At 38.1% G+C, this 25441-nt stretch carries 24 protein-coding genes; 16 read left to right on the forward strand and 8 right to left on the reverse strand.

The window, feature by feature from the left end; translation table 11 throughout:
* Positions 1-7 precede the first annotated feature (7 nt).
* Both ABJH98_RS09135 and ABJH98_RS09140 read left to right on the forward strand, forming a co-directional pair.
* The gene (locus ABJH98_RS09135) at positions 8-1888 is read left to right on the forward strand and encodes a hypothetical protein (protein ID WP_348307359.1); all 1881 of its coding nucleotides are present in this window, start codon (positions 8-10) and stop codon (positions 1886-1888) included.
* 19 nt (positions 1889-1907) lie between these two features.
* Positions 1908-2489: an FISUMP domain-containing protein gene (locus tag ABJH98_RS09140; RefSeq protein ID WP_348307360.1), complete on the forward strand. Its 582-nt coding sequence runs from the start codon at positions 1908-1910 to the stop codon at positions 2487-2489.
* Here ABJH98_RS09140 and ABJH98_RS09145 read toward each other — a convergent pair.
* On the reverse strand, positions 2486-3316 hold the full coding sequence (locus tag ABJH98_RS09145) for a tetratricopeptide repeat protein (protein WP_348307361.1): 831 nt from the start codon (positions 3314-3316) through the stop codon (positions 2486-2488). The genes ABJH98_RS09140 and ABJH98_RS09145 overlap by 4 nt on opposite strands.
* A 115-nt stretch (positions 3317-3431) precedes the next feature.
* On the reverse strand, positions 3432-5597 hold the full coding sequence (locus tag ABJH98_RS09150) for a glutamine synthetase III (RefSeq protein ID WP_348307362.1): 2166 nt from the start codon (positions 5595-5597) through the stop codon (positions 3432-3434).
* A 233-nt stretch (positions 5598-5830) separates the two neighbouring features.
* On the opposite strand from ABJH98_RS09150, the gene ABJH98_RS09155 reads away from it, so the two are divergent.
* A complete protein-coding gene (locus ABJH98_RS09155) occupies positions 5831-6544 on the forward strand; it encodes a 16S rRNA (uracil(1498)-N(3))-methyltransferase (protein WP_348307363.1) in 714 nt (237 codons plus the stop codon).
* On the opposite strand, the gene ABJH98_RS09160 is transcribed toward ABJH98_RS09155, so the two are convergent.
* The 5 genes from ABJH98_RS09160 to ABJH98_RS09180 all read right to left on the reverse strand — a co-directional run bounded on the left by ABJH98_RS09160 (position 6531) and on the right by ABJH98_RS09180 (position 9266).
* The gene (locus ABJH98_RS09160; protein WP_348307364.1) at positions 6531-7061 is read right to left on the reverse strand and encodes an acyl-CoA thioesterase; all 531 of its coding nucleotides are present in this window, start codon (positions 7059-7061) and stop codon (positions 6531-6533) included. The two genes, ABJH98_RS09155 and ABJH98_RS09160, sit on opposite strands and share 14 nt — an antisense overlap.
* The gene (locus tag ABJH98_RS09165; RefSeq protein WP_348307365.1) at positions 7054-7581 is read right to left on the reverse strand and encodes a DinB family protein; all 528 of its coding nucleotides are present in this window, start codon (positions 7579-7581) and stop codon (positions 7054-7056) included. The genes ABJH98_RS09160 and ABJH98_RS09165 overlap by 8 nt, the downstream gene beginning before the upstream one ends.
* 2 nt (positions 7582-7583) lie before the next feature.
* Positions 7584-7997, reverse strand: a complete 414-nt coding sequence (locus ABJH98_RS09170) for a hypothetical protein (protein WP_348307366.1) — start codon at positions 7995-7997, stop codon at positions 7584-7586.
* A gap of 69 nt (positions 7998-8066) precedes the next feature.
* Positions 8067-8579: a gamma carbonic anhydrase family protein gene (locus ABJH98_RS09175; RefSeq protein ID WP_348307367.1), complete on the reverse strand. Its 513-nt coding sequence runs from the start codon at positions 8577-8579 to the stop codon at positions 8067-8069.
* Positions 8580-8603: 24 nt separating this feature from the next.
* The gene (locus tag ABJH98_RS09180) at positions 8604-9266 is read right to left on the reverse strand and encodes a pyridoxamine 5'-phosphate oxidase family protein (protein WP_348307368.1); all 663 of its coding nucleotides are present in this window, start codon (positions 9264-9266) and stop codon (positions 8604-8606) included.
* Between the two features lie 87 nt (positions 9267-9353).
* Here ABJH98_RS09180 and ABJH98_RS09185 point away from each other — a divergent pair, with 87 nt between their 5' ends.
* The 10 genes from ABJH98_RS09185 (at position 9354) to ABJH98_RS09230 (ending at position 20531) form a co-directional block, all read left to right on the forward strand.
* On the forward strand, positions 9354-10793 hold the full coding sequence (locus ABJH98_RS09185; RefSeq protein WP_348307369.1) for a PLP-dependent aminotransferase family protein: 1440 nt from the start codon (positions 9354-9356) through the stop codon (positions 10791-10793).
* A 137-nt stretch (positions 10794-10930) separates the two neighbouring features.
* Positions 10931-12073: an FIST N-terminal domain-containing protein gene (locus tag ABJH98_RS09190; RefSeq protein WP_348307370.1), complete on the forward strand. Its 1143-nt coding sequence runs from the start codon at positions 10931-10933 to the stop codon at positions 12071-12073.
* Positions 12070-12951 (forward strand): HAMP domain-containing sensor histidine kinase, encoded by an 882-nt coding sequence (locus tag ABJH98_RS09195; protein ID WP_348307371.1) that lies wholly within the window; start codon positions 12070-12072, stop codon positions 12949-12951. Before ABJH98_RS09190 ends, ABJH98_RS09195 begins: the two co-directional genes overlap by 4 nt.
* Positions 12952-12953: 2 nt before the next feature.
* Positions 12954-13430, forward strand: coding sequence for a VOC family protein (locus ABJH98_RS09200; RefSeq protein WP_348307372.1), 477 nt, complete (start codon positions 12954-12956; stop codon positions 13428-13430).
* Between the two features lie 89 nt (positions 13431-13519).
* Positions 13520-15229, forward strand: a complete 1710-nt coding sequence (locus tag ABJH98_RS09205; protein ID WP_348307373.1) for a sulfatase-like hydrolase/transferase — start codon at positions 13520-13522, stop codon at positions 15227-15229.
* Between the two features lie 88 nt (positions 15230-15317).
* The gene (locus tag ABJH98_RS09210; protein WP_348307374.1) at positions 15318-15764 is read left to right on the forward strand and encodes a KTSC domain-containing protein; all 447 of its coding nucleotides are present in this window, start codon (positions 15318-15320) and stop codon (positions 15762-15764) included.
* A 270-nt stretch (positions 15765-16034) separates the two neighbouring features.
* Positions 16035-17840, forward strand: coding sequence for a helix-turn-helix domain-containing protein (locus ABJH98_RS09215; protein ID WP_348307375.1), 1806 nt, complete (start codon positions 16035-16037; stop codon positions 17838-17840).
* Between the two features lie 199 nt (positions 17841-18039).
* Positions 18040-18606, forward strand: coding sequence for a hypothetical protein (locus tag ABJH98_RS09220; protein ID WP_348307376.1), 567 nt, complete (start codon positions 18040-18042; stop codon positions 18604-18606).
* Positions 18607-18672: 66 nt separating this feature from the next.
* Positions 18673-19323, forward strand: a complete 651-nt coding sequence (locus ABJH98_RS09225; protein ID WP_348307377.1) for a hypothetical protein — start codon at positions 18673-18675, stop codon at positions 19321-19323.
* 509 nt (positions 19324-19832) lie between these two features.
* Positions 19833-20531 (forward strand): hypothetical protein, encoded by a 699-nt coding sequence (locus ABJH98_RS09230; RefSeq protein ID WP_348307378.1) that lies wholly within the window; start codon positions 19833-19835, stop codon positions 20529-20531.
* A gap of 116 nt (positions 20532-20647) precedes the next feature.
* On the opposite strand, the gene ABJH98_RS09235 is transcribed toward ABJH98_RS09230, so the two are convergent.
* Positions 20648-21817, reverse strand: a complete 1170-nt coding sequence (locus ABJH98_RS09235; protein ID WP_348307379.1) for a DKNYY domain-containing protein — start codon at positions 21815-21817, stop codon at positions 20648-20650.
* Positions 21818-21988: 171 nt separating this feature from the next.
* On the opposite strand from ABJH98_RS09235, the gene ABJH98_RS09240 reads away from it, so the two are divergent.
* From ABJH98_RS09240 to ABJH98_RS09250, 3 genes are all read left to right on the forward strand, one after another.
* Entirely contained in the window at positions 21989-23536 is a 1548-nt protein-coding gene (locus ABJH98_RS09240; RefSeq protein ID WP_348307380.1) for a phospholipase D family protein, read from the forward strand.
* A 100-nt stretch (positions 23537-23636) separates the two neighbouring features.
* A complete protein-coding gene (locus ABJH98_RS09245; RefSeq protein ID WP_348307381.1) occupies positions 23637-24290 on the forward strand; it encodes a hypothetical protein in 654 nt (217 codons plus the stop codon).
* A 204-nt stretch (positions 24291-24494) separates the two neighbouring features.
* Positions 24495-25265 (forward strand): hypothetical protein, encoded by a 771-nt coding sequence (locus tag ABJH98_RS09250; protein ID WP_348307382.1) that lies wholly within the window; start codon positions 24495-24497, stop codon positions 25263-25265.
* Positions 25266-25441 lie beyond the last annotated feature (176 nt).

A 25441-nucleotide genomic window follows, 5' to 3' on the forward strand; every position in this document is an offset into this window, starting at 1 on the left:
ATCAGTATTGATCAAACTATACTTTTCTTCACTTGCACTTCTTATGAAAGCCGCTATATTTCTTTATTTCATTTTTCTATTACCGTATCTACCTAAGGCGCAATTGAGAATTGATAAAGTAATCCCACCTTCATTTGATGCGTCCGCACTGATCAAATATTGTGATCACCCAATAGGCTCAAAATATGGTATCCCAAAAGTGAAGTACCCAATCAAGACACTGGTAAATAAAGACTTGTACATTCCAATTTCACTAACCTATCACACCATTGGAATCAAAGTAGAAGAAGAAGCTACTTGGGTAGGTCTAGGCTGGCATCTAAATACAGGTGGTCTTATTACTAGAATAATCAGAGGAGAAAACGACTTTGCTGTCACAGAAGAGACTGATACCCAAAATGCTTTAGGGTACCCATTCGAGCATATCAAACCTTGCTTTGATGACTGCGAAGAAAACGAAAATGATAATTTTCATCAAAAAGTATGTGCAGGAGAAATCGATTCAGATCCTGATATATTCTTCTTTGATATCATGGGCATGAAAGGTAAATTTTTAATGACACCTGATCACGACCCAAACAAAGAATATATAGAGATTAATATGATCAAGCCCAGGAAAATTCAAGTTCGGTTTTATATAAAAGAGAACTTCTGGACGGCCACAGACAGTAGAGGTTTCTCCTATACATTCAAAGCCAGGGAGGTTACCAATTCCTTCGACAATTATTACGATTACCAAGTCGAATCACACAAACTGCACTTTTTAGAACATTTCAATCAAGCCACTACTTCCTGGTACCTCACAGAAGTAAAATCTCCTCAAGGAGCCACTGCTCAATTCGATTATGACATTACTTCAACTGGTAGTAGTCCATTTGTTAGTAATAGCACCAGCCATAAAATGAACATTAATGATGGGGATATTTGGGATCTACATTACTCTTCTTATTGTTTCCCATCAGGAGTAGAAAACGTACAAATTGTATCCGAAAACCAACATCGAGATGTTTATCTAAAATCCATTACAAATGGTGATTACACTGTGGTATTCAACAAATCTGAACAAGAAAATCAAAACGAGCTAAAAGTGAAAAAATCAGCTCTAGCTGATGGCAAATATTTAGCGCAAATACCTGAGGGATATGGTCGACAACAACTCGATGAAATTGTAGTTTCTAAATCTGGTGACATAATCACAACAAGTCAACTATTCTATTCCTACTTCAATGAGGAGTTATTTGGTAATGAAGCCTATTTATATAAAAGACTGAGGTTGGATAGCCTAAGTATGATAAATGACGAACAAGAAAAAGGGTACAAATTCACTTATGAAGAAGAAATAATGCTCCCTTCTAAAGAGAGCCATGCACGTGACTTGTGGGGATATTACAATGGTGAAGAAGATCTCTACAATATTACTCCTTCTGACTTTTACAACTACAGCCAACCAGAAAAACTACTGCAAGAAGAAGGTAAATCAAAACATTATTCATTGGAATACTTACAAGCTGGCATTCTGAAAAAAGTAGATCATGGGAATGGTCGCACGGTACAATTCGCATACGATCACCAGGAATTTGAAGAGATTGACGATGAGATATCAAATCACTTTTCTGAAAATATGAAGGACTCTAATTTCAAAGAACATCTAAACCCCTACTTATTTGGTGGGTTGAGAATCAGAGAAATCATCGATACCTATCCTACCGAACAAATTTATAAAGACTACAGATACGAAATAGAAGGCAAAGAATCAGGTAAACTTATCATTTCTCACTATAGTCATGACCATGACGGATATGGGCACAAAACCTCTGGAAATCATGGGGTGAAATACAGCAAAGTGAGGATAAAAACAGGAAAACTATTTCGAGGTAAAAAATTCTAAAAAAATTAACGATACTTAAATGAAAGCAATATTAGTCAGCATACTATCAGTAATTAGTCTTGGCATCGTTTCTGCTCAAGAGCTCACCGGAGTTTTTTACGACCCCAGAGATGGACAGGAATACGAAACGGTCATTCTGGAGTTTGAAATAAATGAAGCCACTATCAGCAGAGAATGGTTTACAAGTAATCTGAATTTTGAAAAAGAAGGCTCCTTCTGTTATAAAAATTACCAAGAATACTGTAATGCCTATGGCCGATTATATGCCTGGTCTGCAGCCATGGATGCTTGTCCTGCGGGTTGGCACTTATCCACCCAAGATGAATGGGATATGCTTACTACAGCCTATGGTGGAGTTAAATTCGCAGCTGCTGAAATCAAAGAAGGTGGTGAAAGTGGATTAAATATAATGATGGCAGGATTCGGAGAGCAAGATGGCTCTTTCATTGATATAGGTGTAAATGGATACTACTGGAATACTCCTGACCTAAAGGGTAAAGTACCAGGATTGATCACTTTTCACACAGGCGAAGAATATCTCAGTTCGGATCAAATCAATCAAACACATAGGAATAGCGTGCGTTGTGTAAGGGATTTCTAAATTTTAGATTTCAATAGTTCCAAATTCTCCTTCGCAGAAGTGTTGGTTGAGTCTAGTTGAAGACTTCGATCGATTAAAGAATCAGCTAACTCATAATTTCCTAACCTAATTTGAATCAACCCCTTATTATTCAAAAAGTACGGTTGATCCTTTATAAGCGAAATGGCAACATCTATCGTGGAGTCAGCTAATTCTAGCCTACCTTGTTCTAAGTATACTAGAGACAAAGGGTTCAATGCTTCAGGCGAATTTCCGCGAATACTCAAAGCCTTGGCAAACGCATGCTCGGCATCTTCATAAGCTTTTAAATGATAGTTCATAACACCTAGGTTCGTCCATGAATCAAATTGTTTGCCATCCTTCAATACAGCTTTCTCAAAGCTTTCCTTGGCTCGTTGATAATTTTCTTGCTGACCATAAACATAGCCTTGAATGCTATACACCAATGCCGTATCAGGGTACTGCTTTTTCAAAGTTTTCAAATCATCTAAAGCCATATCATATCTTGCCATAGCCAGATAAGTATAAGCTCGATTAAATAGTACATCATCGAAATCTGGGCGAGCTTGTCGGACTTCATTATAATCAGCCAAAGCCAGCGCATAGTGACCAGTTTCATAATAGGCTACGCCTCTATTCATATGCGCATCTATCACCTCGTGATCCATTTCCAATACCTTTGAATACAAAACAATGGCATCTTCATAATAGGCATCATTGAGCTTTTGAGTAGCTAGTTCGAAAGTTTTCTTAATTCGGTTCTGCTTGTTTATTGGGCTACAGGAAACGAAAAAGCAGATAGATACTAAAGTTAATAATGATCGCATGTCACTCGATTAGTTTAGTACAAAATTATCATAAGCCCAGAAACTTGAGTAGTACAAATAAAAAAAGCTTCGAAATGATTCGAAGCTTTTACTTAGTCCTGTTTATTTGATGTAATTATCTAATAAACAATAGTTCTCTATATTTTACAAGTGGCCAATCCTCATCATCCACAAATAACTCCAATTTGTCCACTGCATATCTGATCTTTTCGAAGAATTCGCCTTTTACATCATCGCAATAGGCAATAGCTCTTTCTCTACTTTCTTCAATGTCGTTAGCCTTCTTACGTGCCTCGATCATTGCCAAAGTATTAGATTTCACACTTGATGCGTATTCAGATATTTGCTTGATCGTTTCTACAACTTCTGTATTGTCCACACCTAGATCTTTCAACCCTTGTGCATTTTTGATCAACTTGTTTTGATAAGCAATTGTGGTAGGCAAGATATGATTCAATGCCAAATCACCCATCACACGAGATTCGATTTGAAGCTTCATGATATAGTTTTCCAACATAATTTCATGACGAGCATCAATCTCAATGTCAGTCATGATCTTATTGTTTTTGAATACCGCTTTGGCAGCATCACTCACATAAAAATCAAGAGCTCTCGCTGTATCTTTTACGTTTGACAATCCTCTTTTTTCAGCTTCATCTGCCCACTCTTGAGAATAACCATCACCTTCGAATCTAATCGCTTTAGATTGAAGAATGTACTCTCTCAACTCACCTATAATAGCTAATTTTTTGTCTACTCCTTCTTTGTCGATACGACTGGTTACCGTAGTGTAAAACTGGTTGAGTCTTTCTGCAACTATCGTATTTAGAACCGTCATTGGATTAGCCACGTTGGCATCTGAACCTACAGCTCTGAATTCAAATTTATTTCCTGTAAAGGCAAATGGAGAAGTTCTGTTTCTATCTGTGTTATCAAGAATGATTTCTGGAATTTTATCAATTCCCAATTTCATATATACGTTATCCCCTTTGTCTACCTGTACGTCTCTATTCTTTTCTAATTCATCAAGTACGCTAGTTAATTGCTCTCCGATAAATGCCGAAATAATAGCTGGAGGCGCTTCATTCGCTCCCAATCTATGATCATTTCCCGCAGAGGCAATACTTGCTCTAAGCAAATCGGCATGCTCATGTACCGCTTTCAGCGTACATACTAAGTATACCAAAAACTGTAAATTTTCTCTTGCGCTGCTGCTCGGCTGAAACAGGTTAATTCCAGTATCAGTAATTAAAGACCAGTTGTTGTGCTTACCACTTCCATTCAACCCTGCGAATGGTTTCTCATGGAAAAGCACTTTCAAGTCGTGCTTCAAAGCCACCTTATCCATCACATCCTTCAACAATTGGTTGTGATCAGTTCCTTTGTTTACTTCTTCGTACATAGGTGCACACTCAAACTGAGCAGGTGCCACCTCATTGTGTCGAGTCATCACAGGGATACCCAATCGCTGACATTCGTATTCGAATTCTTTCATAAATTCAAATACCCTTGGCGTAATAGTACCAAAATAGTGATCGTCCAACTGTTGGCCTCTTGCAGGGTTGTGACCGAATACTGTTCTTCCAGCCATCACTAAGTCAGGACGAGCTGCATACAATGCCTTGTCCACTACGAAATATTCTTGCTCCCATCCTAGCGATGCAGTTACCTGAGTCACATTTCGATCGAACAACTTACATACTTTAGTAGCCGCCTTATCTACTGCATCCATAGATTTCAACAACGGAGCTTTATAGTCAAGTGCTTCACCTGTGTAGGCCACAAAAATTGTAGGAATACAAAGTGTAGTATCAATAATAAAGATCGGCGAACTAGGATCCCATGCGGTATATCCTCTTGCCTCGAATGTACTTCTTATTCCACCGTTAGGGAATGAAGAAGCATCTGGCTCTTGTTGCACCAATGCACTTCCTTTGAATTGCTCCATGCCTTTAGATGGATCAAAGAAAGAATCATGTTTCTCTGCCGTAGCACCTGTCAATGGCTGAAACCAATGCGTATAGTGCGTAACTCCTTTGCTCATCGCCCAGGTTTTTACTGCAGCAGCTACTGCTTCTGCTGTCTCCGCATCTATTTTCTTACCTCTTTTGATGGCTTTATCTACTTTCTTAAAAACTTCCGAAGAAAGTGAAGCTCTCATTTGGTCTGAACCAAATGCCAACTCCCCGAAGAAATCAGAGATTTTTCCTTGAGGTAATTTGAATTCACTGTGTGCTCTGGATTGTACCGTATCGAGAGCTTTGAATCTTAAATGCGCCATATTATATATGTAGTTTATATTTCAATTTGAATGAACAAAAATAATTATTCCCTTCCGTTTTTAGTCTATACGGAGTGAGATTTCGTATTTTTTTATCTATACAGGTGTTTTTGACACCTGAATCGTAACTTTTTTCAGTTTTTTGAGCATTTTTTACATTATTACTAATTCTGAGCAAAGTGTAGCATTCATTAGCTTTCTACATTTTATTAATTTAGCCGAAAAGCAATCCTTTGAATTACTATTATCATCCCAATCCCAAAGAGTCCGCCGTTCTCAGCAATGAGGAATCAGCTCATATTGTCAAAGTACTCAGAGCAAAAAACGGAGATGAAATCGCTCTTATGGATGGAAAAGGAAACTCCTATTTGGCTAAAATCACTGAACCAAATCCTAGAAAGTGTGGATTCGAAATCCTGACTAAAACATCAAAAGCTCCAAAGGGCTTTCGTATTCATATTGCTATATCGCCCACAAAAAACATGGATCGTCTGGAATGGTTTGTTGAAAAGGCTTGTGAAATGGGAATAGATGAAATTTCATTAATTCAAACCCAAAGGTCTGAAAGAAAAAAAGTCAACTTAGAACGGCTCGAAAAGAAATCCATCAGTGCCATGAAGCAATCCAAGAACTTCTGGAAGTGCCAAATCAATGAATTGATGGACTTGAAGTCCTTCATAGCCAATAACAATCATGAGGGACAAAAATTTGCTGCCTATGTAGAGACAGGTCGTGAAGACTTACTGCAAAAAAAAGTTACACCGAATTCAGATTGTTTGATATTAATAGGGCCTGAAGGAGATTTTTCACCAGAAGAGGTAGAACTTCTCAACGCTTCAAATTTTGAATTGGTTAGCCTAGGTGCAAATGTACTACGTACTGAAACCGCAGGTATTGCTGCTGTACATACGGTCAACTTGATCAACCAAGGTTTTAAAAAATCTTAATGGCGGAATTTGCTACTTCATTTTTCAATTGACGAACTCGCATATCAAAATCAATGTCTTCATAATCAATATCGTCAAACGAAACTGAAGATAGAAACTCAACTAGTTTAGCTGGATGCGTGGTAGATTGCCCTTTTTCATTGACATAGCGTAGTTTGGTCCACATCATGGTCTTCAGCTCAGTTTCTTCATCATCAGTCATAAAGTACTCCACCACCATTGAATTATGATTGTGCCAAATGATTCTTGAGAATATCTTCACCCATTCGCCCATGCCTGCAGGTTTGATGTAGGCTATTTGATGATTGTACACCACCCAGATCGCGTCAAAAGCTTTATAAATTTCTGACATCTGCATGCCATATAGCTTAGGCACCTTGTCTTCTCTGGCATTAAAAAAATAATCGAAATACTTAGCGTTGTTCAAATGTTTCAAGGGGTCACAATCCTGAAAACGGATGACTGATCTTGATTTGGTGGTTTTTTGATACTTCTTAGAAGGGTCAAATTCAAACATGCTCTAAATATCTTTCGGTAATGATTTGTTTATGGTGGGCTAGATGCCCCGCAATTATAAATATAATTGCTCTAACCGAAATATCAGATCCATTGGCATTGCCAACACGCTCGTTAGCTTGGTTTGTGAAATTTGAAATCATCTGAATATGAGACGCTCTCAAAAACTCGAATTCAGCTAATAAGTCCTTCATTGTGTTTTTGGAATCATCTGCCATTTTTACGTACATCTGATCATCAAAACCAGGTAATTTAGACTGATCTCCCCTAGCGATTGACATAGCTCTAAAACCAAACATACGCTCTGCATCAATAATATGTCTTAGCAATTGTTTGATCGTCCATTTGTCTTCCGCATAGGCATAATTATATCGATCCTCTGGAATGGCACTAATGAAGGCTATAAATTCTTCTTTTTGTTGAGAGATCATCTGAATCACATCTCGATCACCCACTTGCTCTACATACCCTGCATAGAAATTATGGTATTCACTGGTTTCAGGTTTTGCAATTTGTATCATTGTTATTGTACTGTAAAAGCGTTTAGGAATGTGAAAATCTCATCATAGCTATAGGGTTTTAGTGCGCCATCCTTGTACGAAGCTTCAGTAAGTAATTGTTTCAGCACGTCAATTTGATCATCATCTACAAGCACAATCTGATTTTCATTTTTCAGTATATACAATGGTGTCTTTGCTTTTTTCACTTCAAGAACCACATACTCATTATTGACATACCAACGTCCTTTGGTTTTATTCGTTTTGGCTTGAAAGCCGTCAATTTCCTTTTTGAATTTTTTATTGGAATCGAAACTTATCTTGCTTTTACCCATGAGATCTATAGTTGCCCACTCAGTACCCATTAGTTCATTTTCTGTAAGAGTAGATTTGTGTTCAGCTAAAAATGTCTCCAAATAAACTGTCACCTGATCTTCCATAGTTTGACCAAATAAACTATGATTTATGATAAATAAGAATAGACAAATAGCGAATCGTGTCCTCATAACTTACTCTTGAAACCAACCGGCATATTTCACATAATTATCTGCAGTGCGCTCAATCATACCTAATCCCTTCTCTCCTATTTCTTTCACTTTTCGTGCAGGGTTACCCACATAGATCGAATTAGGCTCGATGATTGTATTTTCTAAAACAATGGCACCTGCTCCAATAATGGATCCGCTTTTTACCACCACATGATCCATCACAATAGCTCCCATACCAATAAGTACATTATCCTCTAGTGTACAACCATGAACAATGGCATTGTGCCCAATGGAAACACGGTTTCCAATAACTGTGGCCGCTTTTTGATAGGTACAATGAATAATAGCTCCGTCTTGGATATTCGTATAATCACCAATCGTAATGGAATTTACATCACCTCTTACCACAGCATTGTACCACACGGTACAATGATGACCCATGGTTACATCTCCAATCACAGCCGAGGTTTCTGCAAACCAACAATCGCTTCCATATTTAGGCGTTATGCCATTCAATTTTCTAATCAAACTCATTCTCAAGATTTGTTTATAACAAATCTATCCGTTTGAATTTTGCCATGCAAGTATCGCCGCGTCACTAACGACTATTCCATCGGCCAATTTTTGATCAGCTATCGGCTCATTAAATTTGTTATTGATAGGTAACACACCAGCCCAAACATCAAGATTATAATCATCTGCTTCGTCGACTGGATCTCCTGTTCTAATTTTAGCAGAAGCGGCATTTATCTTAAACTTCAGTACAGAAGTAATATCCAATTCCTTTTGACTCGGCACTCTGCATTCATCCCATCTGCCCTTCAGTATGTTTTCTGTTATGACAAACAAACCATGATTCTTATCCTCGTTAGATTCCACCTCTTCAGCAGTTCCAAACAGTACCACTGATCGATAATTGGCAGAATGATGAAATGCAGAACGAGCCAATACTAAACCATCTAAATGAGTAACAGCCATACAAACTGGAATCCCTTCTTTTACTGCTTTCATAGTCCTACTTTTCACCGACCCATGTACATATATAGTTTCGCCGTCGCGTCCGTAAGCTGTTGGAATAATAAAAGGTTCCCCATTCATTATAAAACTAATATGGCAGATACATCCCGCATCTAGAATGTCGAATACTTGATTTTTGTCATAGGTAGCTCTTTTAGCTCCTCTTACCACCTTGTTCTTGGCTGTCTTTTCGAATTGTTCCATTGTGATGAATTTTTATTCTTAATTCAAAAGTATAAACTTGCTGGATTATCATTGTAATCCATTTTACACAAAACAACTGGTCCAGTTATGTTACCTTGGAAATCCATTATCTCAATCAATCGAACGGATACTCGTCCTGTCTATTTGCAAATCTCTGATACCATCATCAGTGAAATAATGCAAGGAAGAATTCATAAAGGTTTTAAAATGCCTGGTAGTCGAACCTTGGCGGAGACTTTAGCATTAAACAGGAAAACCATACTACAAGCCTATGACGAGCTAATGGCACAAGGCTGGATGGAAATCATTCCCAAAAGAGGTGCATTCATCAAAGAATCGCTACCTGAAGTAAAGTCACAACCTTTAGGTGAATCCATCAAAGAAACAGTTCCTCTTTCCTCAGGAATCAAATCTAAATATGAAATACCTAGAAGTGAATGTGTGATAGATGATGGAACACCAGACTACAGACTCGCTCCTATCGATTCACTACTCAAAACCGCCAGATCAGTTTCGAAGGGTGCCATCGGCAAATCCGTACTATTAGGAAATCATTATTTTGGGGAAGGTACTTTAAGAAAAAACCTAGCTTCTTATCTTTCTACTACACGTGCTATCCATGGGACTATTGATAATATCCTAATCACACGAGGAAGTCAGATGGCCATCTATCTTGCTTTTGCAACCCTCCTCAAAAAAGGTGATCGTGTCATAGTTGGGCAATTGAATTACCATTCTGCAGACAAAGCCATCCAAAAAGCAGGAGGCACTTTAGTAAAAGTACCAGTCATTGATGTAGGACTCGATTTGGATAAGGTTGAAAAAGAGGCTCAAAGTAAATCTATTCGAGCGATGTACATTACTCCTCACCATCAATATCCAACAACTGTGACCATGCCAGTCGAAAACCGGATGCGCTTACTCGAATTGGCAGAGAAGTATGACTTCCACATCATTGAAGACGATTACGATTACGACTATCATTACAATCGCTCTCCTATATTACCTCTTGCCAGCATCGATCGAAATAATAGAATTATTTATATCGGGTCTTTCAGTAAAATTCTCGTTCCGTCTATTAGAATAGGTTATATGTATGCCAGTCCTTCCATTATTCAGAAATGTGGTGAACTGAGAATGATTATCGACAAACTGGGTGACCCTATTATGGAACGCGCTCTTGCCGAAATGCTTTCCAACAATGAGATTGATCGATTCCTAAAGAAAGCGGTAAACACGTATAAATCAAGAAGAGATTTGTTTTGTTCAATGCTAAAAGAGGAGCTGAAAGATGAAATACATTTTAAAATTCCTGAAGGTGGAATGGCTGTATGGGTAACTTTCAAAAATGTAAAAATCACCAAACTGATTGAATCAGCAAACAAACTGAAACTTGGTCTCAAAATAGATGTATATGAACATACTGAAAAGGCTTGTAGATTTGGGTTTGCCTCCATGTCTTTGGAAGAAATTGAGACCAACACCCGGCTACTGATTCAAGCCATTCAAGTCCTTTTAGCTAGATAAATTGCGCCATATAGAGAAATTAATTGGTTATTCGAATCAATCCTCGTTTGTTTAAATAACTTGTGATATATTTAGAATTACAACTGCCTTTCCAGCTAGCTATCTATAGTTTCTTACTTGAAGAAAAAGGTTATTGAATGCACGTAGAGCAACGAAAATGGAGTAATGGTAGTGGTTGGGAGATCCTTTCCGATCACAAATTGGGAGCAAAAGCACAGCTGGTATTTGTTTTTGGGTCTACAGATTTGGTTCAAGACCAAAAACTATTCGATGAAATACGATCTATTTACTCAAAGGCTGAGATAGTAGTGAGTTCTGCTTCTAGCGAAATCATGGCAGGAAAAGTAGCTCAAAACACCTTAAATGTGACAGCGCTACACTTCGAAAAAACCAAAATAAAAACTTTAGAAATTAATTTAGACGACGTTAAAGATAGTTTTGATGTCGGAGCACACATATCAGCTCATATAGATAAAGACGAGTTGTCCAATCTGATGATTTTTTCTAATGGAAATCAAATCAACGGCTCACACTTACTTACGGGCCTTCAATTCAACTTATCAGAAGCAGTACCCATTACAGGAGGGCTAGCGGGCGCTTACACCCCATTTTCATCTACCTATACTGGACTAAACAATATAGGCACAGATGGGAAAGTTATTGGCATTGGCTTTTATGGAGAACATCTTAAAATTGGTCATGCTTCGAAAGCTGGCTGGACGCCATTCGGGCCTGAAAGATTTATTACTAAATCGACCAACAATATACTCTTCGAACTTAATGATGAACCTATTCTGGATTTCTATAAAAAATACCTTGAAGGGCTCTTTGATAACATTGTCGAGGCTATTAGAATCTATCCATTAGGAATTAAAACTGAAAATGGTCAAGAACGATTGCTTAGGGCATTTTTAGATTACGACCCTAAAAATGGAGGCGCATTATTTGCAGGAGACATGCCTGAAGGAGCGAAAGTAAGAATGATGCGGTCGAATGTGAACTCTTTGATAGATGCTGCAGGAGAAGCAGCCGAATCCAGCTTACAACCCTATGAAATTGAAAATCCAGATTTAGCTATCTGTATTAGCTGTGTAGGTCGTCAGTTTGTATTACAAGATTGGATTAACGAAGAAATCGATAGTGTAACAGACATTTTTGGTTCAGATATTCCTATGACAGGCTTTTATTCGTATGGTGAAATTGCTCCTCAGGGACCCAGACAAAAAAGTGCACTTCATAATCACACCATGACTATCACTACATTTAAAGAGATTGTATGAAGCCAGAGTATAATAAAATATTGAATCGACAGATAAAAAAATACTCGAATGGCAGTGGTATTCCAGAAGAACTAAATCCACTTTTCAACAGTATCAGTAGGTTTTATGACAATTTTGAAAGAGATCAAAAACTAGTAGAAAGGGTTATGGATTTGAGTTCGGACGAATTGATGGATTCGAATGTAGAACTCAAAAAATTGAATGAAGAGATGGATCGTTTTGTATACAGTACCTCTCATGATCTGCGTGCTCCCCTCCTTTCTATTTTGGGGTTATTGAATATAATCGAAAGTGAAAATACCCAATACGATATCAAAGGCTATCTCAAATTGCTCAGAGACAGTACAGTCAAACTTGACCGATTCATCAGTGATATCATCGACTATTCGAGAAATACAAGATTAGAAGTCAATTGCGCTCAAGTAGACTTTACGTCACTTATCGACGATAGTTTTAAGCACCTAAATTATATGCCGGGCTGTTCTACACTTCTGAAATTGATCAATATTGACGACCATGCCAAACTATTTAGTGATGACCGAAGACTATCCATTATTTTCAACAACTTGATCTCAAATGCCATTAAATATCAAAAACCTGATATTGAAGATAGTTTTGTAAATATCGAAGCAGAAATTACCGCAACTGAGCTGAAAGTAGAAATAGAAGACAATGGTGTGGGCATCGACGAGCAATACCTGGATCATATTTTTGATATGTTTTATAGAGCATCGCCAGAAGCCAAGGGATCTGGGTTGGGTCTATATATTGTTCAAGAGACTTTGGATAAACTAAAAGGTCATATCGAAGTAGAATCGACCTTTGGGCAAGGCACTAAATTTACGGTGACCATTCCCAACATGATATTAGGTTCTTAATAGTGAAACACATCCTACCCATATTCTTCACGCTCCTTCTCACTTTTTCAAGCCATGCTCAAACTAGTTCACCTAAGGATTTAACCCCATATTTTACGGCTATCATTGTCAGCAATATGGACTCTTCTTTAGTCTGGTATCAACAAGTATTAGGATTTGACGTAGTGAACAACAAACAATTTCCAGAAATGGGCTTCAAGCAAGCCAATATGACTAGAGGATCAGCCAGTTTAGAATTGATAGAACTTAGCTCAGCTATAAATCCTCAAGAAGTCATCCCAAACTACAATGCTAAAACCAAAATTCAAGGCCTTTTCAAATTTGGATTTCAAGTAGATGATTTTGATAAATGGATTGAATATTTAGAAGAACAAAAAGTACCATTCAATGGTGGTGTAGTTACAGATGAATTAACAAACAAACGTATGGTAATCATTCTAGATCCAGACAACAATAGGATTCAGCTGTTTGAAAAGTAAACGATAATCCCGAACATTAGACCTCCCAAGTTGGGAATATTTTCAATCTAGAATTAATACCTAATACTTAATTTTCGGAAAAGATTATTATGACAAGGCATTTCTATTATTCTTTGATATTTCTCCTAGCAACTTTAGCTAATTGCGAATCTATTCAAAAGACAAGGGTCAAAGAACAGCCAAAAGACACATTTCCAAACCCAACCATAAGCGATCGCCCCAATATCCTCTGGATTGTTGCTGAAGATTTGAGTCCATTTATATCAGCCTTTGGTGACAGCACAGTAGTTACACCCAACCTCGACCGATTGGCCAAAGAAGGTGTATGCTACGATAAATTCTACTCTCCACATCCTGTATGTGCTCCTGCCAGAGCTTCTATCATCACAGGTATGTATGCCAACAGCATCGGTGCCAGCCATATGCGAACAGGCCCATGGTATGCAGGCCAAGCCTCTGAGGAATCAATAAAAAAGTACAATCAATTACAACCTGAAGGACTTGAGGCCTATGAAGCTGTTCCGCCAGCTGAGGTCAAAATGTTTACCGAATATCTTCGTGCCGCCGGATACTATTGCACCAACAACAGCAAAGAAGATTATCAATTCATTAAAACCCCTACTGCATGGGACGAATGCAGCAAACAAGGGCATTGGAGAAACCGCCCAGCAAATGCGCCTTTCTTTTCAGTTTTCAACCTTATGGTGACACATGAGTCCAAAATTTGGGATAAATCGAATGACTCCCTTTTGATTTCTGATGATTTGGAAGTACCCATCCCTCCCTACTTACCAGATGCTGAAGTCGCCAAATCAGACATCAGAAGAATGTATTCCAACATCATTGAAATGGATAATCAAGTGGGTGATATCCTAAGTCAATTAGAAGAAGATGGTCTATTGGATAAAACGATAGTCATCTGGTATACCGATCATGGAGGGCCTTTGCCCAGACAAAAGAGACTGCTATATGAATCGGGACTAGAAGTGCCGGCAATCATTCGATTTCCTAAGCAGCAATTTGCCGGGCAGCGCGACGATCGATTGATCAGCTTTGTTGACTTGGCTCCAACCATGCTTTCTATTGCAGGGATTGAACCGCCAGACTATATACAGGGACAAGCCTTCTTGGCCAATTATACTCGACAACAAGAACCTAAATATCTCTACGCAGCATCAGATCGATTCGATGAATACACCGACCGCATTCGCTCAGTTCGTGACCAACGATTCAAATACGTTCGCTATCTGATGCCTGAGCTTCCCATGTACGCAGATATTGCCTATCGCAATCAAATGCCAATCATGCGAGAACTAAAAAGACTTCGGGAATCAGATGAATTAACCCCAGAACAAGCCTTGTGGTTTAGGCTCACTAAACCAACTGAAGAGCTTTTCGATCTAGAAAACGACCCACATGAATTAAACAACCTAGCCGAAAACGTCAAATACGAACATAAACTAAACGAACTCAGAAAAGCTTGCGGCAAATGGATTACCGACATTAACGACACAGGCATTATTCCAGAAACAGAATTAATTGCTCAATTCAAACCCAATGGTACCCAACCTCAAACCATCAATCCAGTCATTCATAAAACCGATTCTTTAGTTATCATCACCTGTGATACGGAAGGCGCTTCTATAGGCTATAAGCGGATAAGTGAAGCTAACGTTCCAAATCAAATGAGTTGGTCAATTTATACTGAGCCTATCACAATTCCAGAAGGACATCAACTTCAGGTGATTGCGCATCGCATTGGGTATACGGCTAGTGAGGTTATTACCTTCTCTCATTAGCGTAATGGATAAAAATCGATTTCATACTGTACAGTACTTTTACTCAAATTAATCCCTAACTTTGCGCCTTCAAATAAAAGCACCCTCTATGAAGCGCGTCAAAGCATACAAAACACTATTTAATGTAGAAGCAGATACTGATTTGAAACAGTTGAAGTCTACTTATAGAAACTTGGTAAAAGAGTGGCACCCAGACAAGTTTCAGGACGAGGATAAAAAATCTCAGGCTGAAATCAAGAGTCAGGAAATCATCGATGCGTATCACTTCTTAGTGAGTATCGCACCAGAGACCAAAGCTGCCAACTTGCAAGACTATACGAAAACCACTACCGAATCAGGTATTGCCGATTTCAAACACAAAGGGTTGCTACTGGAAGTATCATTTACTGACGGTTCTACTTATGAGTATTTTGGGGTAAATAGAAACTTGTACCTCAAGTTTGTAAATGCTGAAAAACAATACCGCTTCGCCAAAAGAAATATCTTCAACTCGTTTCTTTATAGAAAGTCGAAGCGGGATTTGGAGACGGCTTAAGCAGCCACCTCTCAATTTTTTCTTTTTGGAATAGCACAACTGTGTTGTTTCCATCCCTATATTTAGCTATTCTTGTCCTAAGTCCATGCCTATGCAGCGGGTATCTCTAAACTTAAGCACAGCATTCCCAATAATAACCTATAAAAACTGATAAGGCGAATAAAATGCATTATGCACTTTATTCGTATGTTCGTTACCACGAGAAAGGAAAAGCCTAATTTGAAGTGATCAATATGATTTCATAGAAGCCCTAATAAGGTTTAGTAGAAAATGAGCAGCCATATTCCCATATCATCATCTAATAAGTCCATTGTGGTGCTCCCTTTCGTTAATATGAGTGCCGACGCTGAAAACGAATACTTTAGCGATGGCATTACTGAAGAAATAATCAACGCGCTTACCACGGTAAAAGGCCTGAAAGTCATTGCTCGTACATCGTCTTTTGCATTTAAGAATAAAAATATAGATGTGCGAGCCATTGGTGATCAGTTGGGTGTAAGTACTGTTTTGGAGGGGAGCGTCCGGAAAGTCAACAACAGGGTTCGCATTACAGCGCAGTTAATCAGTACTAATGACGGCACTCACTTCTGGTCAAAGAATTTCGATCGGAATTTGGAAGACATATTTGCAGTACAAGATGAAATAAGTTTACTCATTGCTGACCAGATCCGGGAAAATTTTGGTCACCTCAATATTCAGGAACATTTAATTGAAGCGCCTACACAAAATATGGAGGCCTACAACCTTTATCTTAAAGGTCGCTATCAGCATTTAATGTGGGATGGACCAGGAATCGCAAAAGCAACAGAACTCTATGAACAAAGCATAGCAAAAGACCCCTCATTTGCTTTGCCTTACTTTGGTTTGGCGTATTGTTATGCCATGTCCATATCATGGAGAAATAATAAAGGTTTATTGCAGATGACAAAAGAGAAACTCAGCAAAGGGTTTAACCTGGACAAACAATCCTTTGTAGGGTTTTTTAGTAAAGCGACTTTGTCTTTTTGGAGTCATTGGGATTTTATCAATGGGCATAAATATTTTCAAAAAGCAATAGAACTTAATCCATCCTATACGGAAGCAGAAGAAGGATTATGCGAATTGTATACAGCAGTAGGTTATTTCGAAAAAGCACTCTGGCATACTGATAATATTTTAAAAATCAATCCTTTTGCTACGAATCATTATTTTACCAAAGCAAATATTCATTATTTAAACGAGGACTACACCGAAGCTCTGGATTGTATAGAGATCTCCTTAAGCATCAATCCTGATTTCACACATTCTATCGCATTAAAACAAATCTGCTTAATTCTTACGAAAGATTACGAAAAACTAAATGACTTCTTAAGACAAACCCCTTTAGCCGAGAGACCAGAAGAATGCAGAGTATTGTATAAGCTGGTCAATGCAGAAGAAAAAATCGATATTGATATCAGCAGAGTGAGCTTAATGATAAAAGAGGATATTGGATCAGCACGATTTCCCTGGCCATTATTCTTGATGGTGCATATGGGTAAACACGAAATGGCATTGGACTTTTTGGAGGAAAAGATCAAAATGCGTACCGGTCAAATCATCAATTTCATGAATATTCCGCTGCTTCAACCTTTACACCAGTATCAGCGATTTCAGGATTTGGTACAAGCTGCTTTCCGAGTAGAACTATTGCCACCTAATCCCGAAATACAAATACAAATCACCCCGACTAAAGCTTTACTATCAGCTGCTGAAATTGATATAGCATTAGACATTATAGAAAAAGGAATGAAGGAAGAAAAGTGGTTTCAAAATCCTTCGTTATCCTTACGCGAACTAGCTAAAAACATGAATATTAGCAGCAACAAACTTTCCTGGTTGCTGAATGAACGAATTGGGCAAAACTTCAATGAATACATCAATGGTTTTCGGTTGGAGCGTTTTAAAAAAGATGCTTTAAATCCTGCCAATAGCCACCTTACCCTTTTAGCGCTAGCTTATGAAAGCGGTTTTAATTCTAAAACGGTTTTTAATGCCTTCTTTAAAAAAGTCGAAGGGATGACACCCAAAGCCTGGGTGAGAACTAGTCAAACTTAAGTCTGTATAAAAAGTACCAAATCTCACTATTAGGTACACAATTATAATTCAGTACGATTCACCTTCCTTTCGACTGCACCTTTGCATAATCAATCCGATCTGGAGTAGATGACCATTGGATGATGCTTTCTTTCCTTATCCTAAACGGACTAATAATAAGCGGAAGGTCTTTGTAAAAATTGAAATTCTAAAAATATACATGAAAAATTCATTATTAACCTTGACTTTGTGCGGACTAACTTTGATCGCCAAATCTCAAAACACAAGTGTTGAAAAATCAACATTCGGGCTACAAACTGGAGTTTTAGGAATCTGGGCATATAATGAAGCAAAACTGTCAAATACCATAGCACTAAGAACAGAGATTGGCTTTGATTTTGGTATTTGGGAAACTACTTATTATGATGATTATGATTCTCCGATTATCCTCACACCTGTTATAGTTGTTGAGCCAAGATTCTATTATAACCTCAAAAAACGCTCAGAGAATTCAAAAAGAATTGATGGAAATAGCGGCAATTTTATTGCTTTAAAAACTAGTTATCATCCAGAATTGGCTCTTTTCAATACTGACGATGCTCCGGTGGTAAGTGATTTCTCCATTATACCTACTTGGGGAATTAGAAGAAATATAGGGGATCATTTTAATTATGAAGCCGGTATTGGTGTAGGATACAGTTACACCTTTGCTAAACGCGCTGGTTATGCTGAGGACAAAGGTGAGATGGAATTAAATATGCACTTGAGAATAGGGTACAGATTTTAGCTTAAACAAAAACGATTCTCTACACTTTCTGATTAAAGCAGGAAGTAACTTTTAAATACTATTGTCATGAAAAATCTTTTTACAATTCTCTTATTTTCTTGCACGCTTAGTGCTTTTGCTCAAACTGATTCACTGGTGGATAATAAAACTGAAGTGGATTATAAGTGGAGGGTAAGTATGCCTTATTTTGTTCCTGAAGGACTTATCGTGGATTCCTGGAACGATCGAACCAGTACACAACACTTAGAGCTTCATATAAAACGTAACCTGGATAATAAGAACATCATAGGGTTGAAATTAGCCTCTTGGAGATTGTTTCAACCCATGGGAATCACATGGTGGGATGGTCTTTTAGATAAAATAGAGTCAGAAAGTGAATTCTACCCAGGGCATGTCCGAGAAACAGGAATAGGCATAACGTACCAACGTATGCTATGGAAAGGACTATTTGCAACTGTTGAAGTGCTACCTCAATTGCAAACCTATATGGATCTAGACGGAAATAAAATTGGAAATGATTTTAAACTTTATACGTCGTATCACTTGGGTTACCATATCGCATTTGGTAAGAAAAAGCATTTTTTCATAGAGCCACAGATCAATTGTATGTACTGGATGTTTGATAACAATGCTCCTGAAGGATTTAAGGAGTTGGACGATAAATGGAGAAATTACTTTCTTTTTGAGCCACAGATTTACTTAGGATGGAATTTTTAAACTTAGTCTGACAGGTCAGGATTTACAATTCTTAACTTGTCATACTATTTGAAGCTAATGGAGCTCACTCCCACCTTTGTTGGTCTTGTCCCGAAGGGATGCCTTTGGCGTGACCAACAAACTACCAATGCCAAATAATAGCCATCCATTTTTTTCGCCCGCAGATGATCCGCTTGGGATGTCTCGCGGTGCTTCGACATGACGGTAGGTTTTTCGGGTTTATTTCGCCAGTTTCGTTTTATTTACGGATGGTACGACGTACGATTATTTTGGGTAAATAGAAATCTGTACATCAAATTCGCAAACGCAGAAAAACAATACCGTTTTGCCAAACGAAACATGTTCAACTCCTTCCTTTAAAGAAAGTCGAAGCGGGATTTGGAAATGGTTTAAGATTTAGCCTCCAGTTTTCTTTTTTATTTGAATAGGTTAGATTAGCTCATATTATACTGGATATATGATAGACTAGTGGTTTATATCCAGATGTTTATCATAACATAATTTGAATAATGGAATTAATATGTACTAATTGTGATGCACCAATTAAGGTTGAGAATATAAATATTTCAGCGAATTTGGCCAAATGCGATCTCTGTAATTCAATAATGAAGGCGAGTGATCTTACTAATTCCAATTCAAAAGAGAGTTTGAAAAACCCTCCAAAAGGATCGAAAATTGAAATAAAAAAAAGCTTAAATGATTCAATTGAAATGCACTATCCTAAAAAAGGATTTTCAGCATCAGCAATTCCTCAACTAGCGTTTACTTGCTTCTGGCTAGGTTTCATAACTTTTTGGACATGGGGGGCATCTCAAGGAAGCATAATATTTGCATTATTTTCTATACCATTTTGGCTAGTTGGTTTTGGTATGTTATCAGGATTAATAAACTCCTTTTCTGAATCCCAGACTTTGAAAATTAACAGATCGTCGTTAACTCTTGATAAACAGAGGCCCATAAGACCGAAGTCAATCGCAATTCCCTTAGATGAGATTCAAGCAATTAGAATGAAAAACATGAAGATGAATGCATTTTCTATGTTCAACAATTTTCAATACATGTTAAAAGCTCAACGTTCTTTTGGAACAGGTCTAGAAATGCCAGCAATAATATCGGGAGTAAAGACAGAGTACTTTTTTGAAGATGCTAATGATGCAGAACAAGAATGGATTACTTCGACTCTTGACAATCTTATTAAAAGAATGTAATAAATAAGGATGCAATTCTATATGTCCACTACTCGTAGCATCTCGCTATGACCAAATCGCTCGACTAAAATACAATCGACAAATTGCTGACATTCCAAATAAGTAGCGACATAGGATCATGAGTCTTCACGTATTTCATCACCCACATAAGTATGGTTCTTGTCTCCATAGATCCAGCCATCATCATCTATAGGACCAAACGTAGCAAGATCCACACCTTCCATTCTTACACCCCAGTAATAAACGTAATTTTTATCTCTGGCATATTGAATATTGTCATAGAGCTCAAATGTTGCCCTATCTGCGCTATCAATTGTTCGACCATTACAAAACAGCTGATGCGCATCTTTGGCATAAGCATGAGCATCACCCTCAAATACTTCAAATGATTCTCGATCTGCACCTTCAATCAAGGCTCCATCATAGATCACTTGATTATCGAATAGTAGATAGTCCTCATGCAAAAAGTCAATGCTCTCAAATGATTCGTAGCTAAACTTATTGAGTTGGTTCACTTCTTCCCCATCGCTCCATGGTACAAAATCATAGATGAATTTCGCATCCGTCACGTATCTTTCATTGAGTGTTTTGAATCTTTGAGGATCTATCTCGCAGGGCACCAGTTCGAAGGATTTTCTGAGATAAACCTGATAATTATCCTTGCAGAATTTTTCATTGATGGGTGAAAAACTTTCGTAGTCCACGGCTATTTTTTTATACCCATAAAACCAGTTCTTGTCATCTTTGCCCCAAACCCAATCTTCGGTTTCTGAGTAGGTTTCGGGATCAGCACCTTCAATCACATACATCTTTTTTGAAGCATCCAGGGTATCCCTAATGGAATAGGCCATGAAATCTACAGGGACATACACGTGATCTTTATCAAACACCAACCTTTCCACCACGCTGAACGAGCTATAGTCCACTTCCTCGTCAATGATATGTTCTTTGAAGAAAATGTGATCCTTGTCCTTAGCAAACTCTCTGGCCACTGGCGTAAATGATGCAGCATCTGCCTCCACTTTCGTATTACCCAACTCAAACCAATTACCCATTGGACTGTAGCGGATCTGCTCGCCAGATTTTCCGTAGTAATAATTATCAGAAACTTCGGCATCAACCGCTCCTGAGAACGGACTACAAGCTTGTCCAATCAATGATACGATACTGGCAAGCATCCACCCGATAGGAGAGCTTTTTGATTTAGTAATTTCTTTAATGATAAAATTGAGCAACATAAGCGTAATGAATCCTGAAATATAAGGGTGGCTATAAATAAACTGCATGCTGCGAATATATATATCCTTTTCAAATACCTATCCCATTTGCACGTAGCCAGCTCCCATTATTTATCAACTTCACAATTGCTTTTGGAGAAAACTAGCTAGAAAATCAATGCAAAATTGAAATCTGATTATCTTGTTTCGGTTCTCGCTTTTTACAATTTATTCAACATTATGCGATCTATCCTCCTATTCAATACAGCCTTAGCCTACTCTATTTTCACAATCGCCCTTTTGCTATCGTCATGTGGTAAAAAAGTGGAATTGCTTTCATCCTCCTCAACTGACTATTGCGCCAAAAACCAACAAGCCGATACAATTAAAATGAGTGAGGTGCTAAATCCCATGCTGGATTTGATGAAAGATCAAACAGGTGTCTATGTGCTCGAAGATGGCGGCACTTCCCTCGCGGCTAGAGCATGGTTCACCTCCCATGCCGTACGCTCGATCGATATTCAATACTTTATTTTCTCTACCGATAATATAGGTTTGATCGGATGTGACTATCTCGTCCGAGCTGCGGATCGCGGCGTGAAAGTAAGAATCCTTATCGATGACATCATGGTGAATGCAGAATTGGATGACATTCTAAGAATAGATGCCCATGAAAACATCAATATCAAAGTATACAATCCAGGAACTAATTTAGGTAAATCCATTCTCAATAAAGTGACCAAACTCGCCACCGATTTCAGGTCGGCCAATCAACGCATGCACAACAAAACCTTCATTGTTGACGATCAAATAGTCATCACTGGCGGAAGAAATATTGCTGATGAGTATTTCGACTACGATCACGATTACAACTTCAGAGATCGCGATGTCCTAATGCTTGGGAAAGAATCCAAGAAGGTTGGTGCTTCATTCGATACCTTCTGGAATAATGAACTCAGCGTAGACTGCGAGTCTTTAAGTGACCAAACTATCGATACCACTGTCAGTTATGAATTGCTCCATCAATATGCCTGCAATCCTGAAAACTATTGGCCAAAGGTGAGAGCAAGTGTAAAAGCTTTTCCCACCATGCTCAAACACCTATATGACAGCAATCAAATAGTTTGGTTGGACAGCATTGAGTTTATATCCGATGATCCAGGTAAAAATGATGGGAAACAAGGATTGGCTGGTGGGGGTATCTCTACAAAAGCATTAATTGAATTGATTCAAAGTGCCCAATATTCCATCGACATCCAAACCCCTTATTTGATTACCACAGATTTGGGCAAAGGATTGTTCAAGTCAGCAGTAGAAAGAGGGGTGAAAATAAGAATTCTCACCAACAGCTTAGCCTCCACAGACAACGTGGAAGCATTTAGTAGCTATCAAACAGACAGAGAAGAATTGCTGAAAACTGGCCTTCGAATCTTTGAATGCAAACCAGATGCAGCGATTAGAAAGCAACTCATGTCTGGGGCGCTACAAAAGAAAATGGACTTCACTCCTATTTTTGGTCTACATGCCAAGTCGATGGTAGTCGATGGCAAAACCACAGTAATAGGCACTTTCAACCTAGACCCAAGAAGTGCCAATCTCAATACAGAATGTATCGTAGTGATGAAGGATGAAATCATCGCCAGTGGTGTGCTCGAAGGTATGGAAGCCGAGTACCAACCAGAAAACGCCTGGGAAACCACGCTCACCTTCAACCCTGACAAGGAGGTGAGCAGATCTAAGCGTGTCAAGACTTGGACAAGGAAGATATTGCCTAAGGCGATTCTTTAGATAGTATTTTCATTTCATTCAATTCTGTTAGATTTGGGAAAATATATAGTGGATAACACACATTATGTTAGCCACTTGTTAGATGCCATAAATACTTTCAATGAAGATATTACTAACTTTACTGTTTTGCCCATTACTTGGATTCGCTCAATCTGGTGAACTTGAAGTTATTAAGGCAGTCGCTAGCCTGAACTTTGCAAAGAATTTAGACCATGCACAGAACGGAGAACTTTGGGGATATCATTCTGGAAAAATTGGCATCCCAAGTGCATCAAGTACTTTGAAAGATCAAGGGGCTAACACTTATAATATTAGCAATACTCATGACTTAGACCTCAGAACAGCATGGATCGAAGGAAAGCGCGGTTATGGAATTGGCGAAACTATTTCTTTCAAAATGGATTATTCCTCCGATGCTGGATACGCTAAGGTTTACAATTTTGCAGGTGTTATTGAATTATTCAATGGTTACTGCAAGTCCGAAAAAGTTTGGAACGAAAATTCAAGAATCAAGACACTCATGCTTACCTTGAACGACACTCCCGTTTGTTTGATTGAATTAGTAGATACCTGGCAATACCAAAGTATAGATTTGCGCAAGTTATTTAAAGAGCCAAGAAAATTCCCTAATGCTGAGTTTGAAATAACACATAATGATGTTCTAAACTTTAAAATCATGGAGGTTTACGAAGGAACCAAGTATAAAGACACTGCTCTCTCAGAACTCGTATTCTCTAACATAATATCCAACTAAAACGGCATACAACATTCTGTAATCAATTCATGGCGGTTCAGTTGTAACTCAAGCTTCTTTGCTTTCTGGAAGCCCCGCCATATCTCAGATTAGCTCTATAGAATTGAAAAAGGGATAGACCAAATCAGAGATTTGGCTATCTTGTAGCCGAAACTTAAACTAAATCAAGCGCCACAAATGATACAGCGGCGTTACCTACCATAGATGGATAAAGAATCTCCCAATAATTTAAATAATCTAAAGAAACAACTGAAGGAGATAACTGAACAGTACAAACCTGTTTTTGAAAAATTTCGCAATCACAACCGTGAATTATTTGCAAGATTTAAGTTATCCAATACATTGTTTGATCCTTCAAACTTATTAACAGATACGACAAAACAATTGGCAGAATACGGATGGTTTATTCCAATGACGTTTTCAGTTAGACAAGTAAGTAATCTATCGAACGAACTTAATGCTAACAATATCAAGGAGGTTGACAAATTGATGATTGGTTATTACGACAAATATCTTAATGATGTAAAGGAATTAATTATAGAACGATTTCCATTAAGGAAAGAAGTACTTGAATCTGCCTTTATAGCACATAAAAAAAAAGAGTACAATTTGTCGATACCAGTTTTCCTTGCCCAGTCTGATGGTATTTGTAAAGAACTAACAAAAGTAGGTTTTTTCGAAAGTTTCAAGACTGGAGATAAAGAACATAAACCTCGAACATATAGATGGATTGCTGAATCTGAATTAGACTCCACTTATGATGTTATGCTCGAACCATTAAAACATAAAGGAGGATTTAGTAAGCACTTTTCAGTTGCAAACCCGATGGGAGTTTCAAGACACGAAATTCTTCATGGTGAATCGACTGACTATGGAACTCAATTAATAAGTTGCAAATCACTTTCGCTGCTAAACTTTGTTGGTGAATGGGTCTACAAAGCAATCGAAAGCACGAACAAACTAAAAGTCAGATAACATTCTGTGATCAAATCATTTCAGGCTAGCTGAATGTGAAAATTCTTTACTTTCTGAAGGATCCACCATTTCCACTAGAGCACATTACAACGTATTCCTTCAATTTAATCCTTGCCTTTGCCCTCATGATATAAGCATCCTAGACCATTCAGAAGTTTGGCTATTCAGCAATCGAA

Origin of the sequence: Reichenbachiella sp., from assembly GCF_039969095.1 — a bacterium.
Classification (GTDB): Bacteria; Bacteroidota; Bacteroidia; order Cytophagales; family Cyclobacteriaceae; genus Reichenbachiella.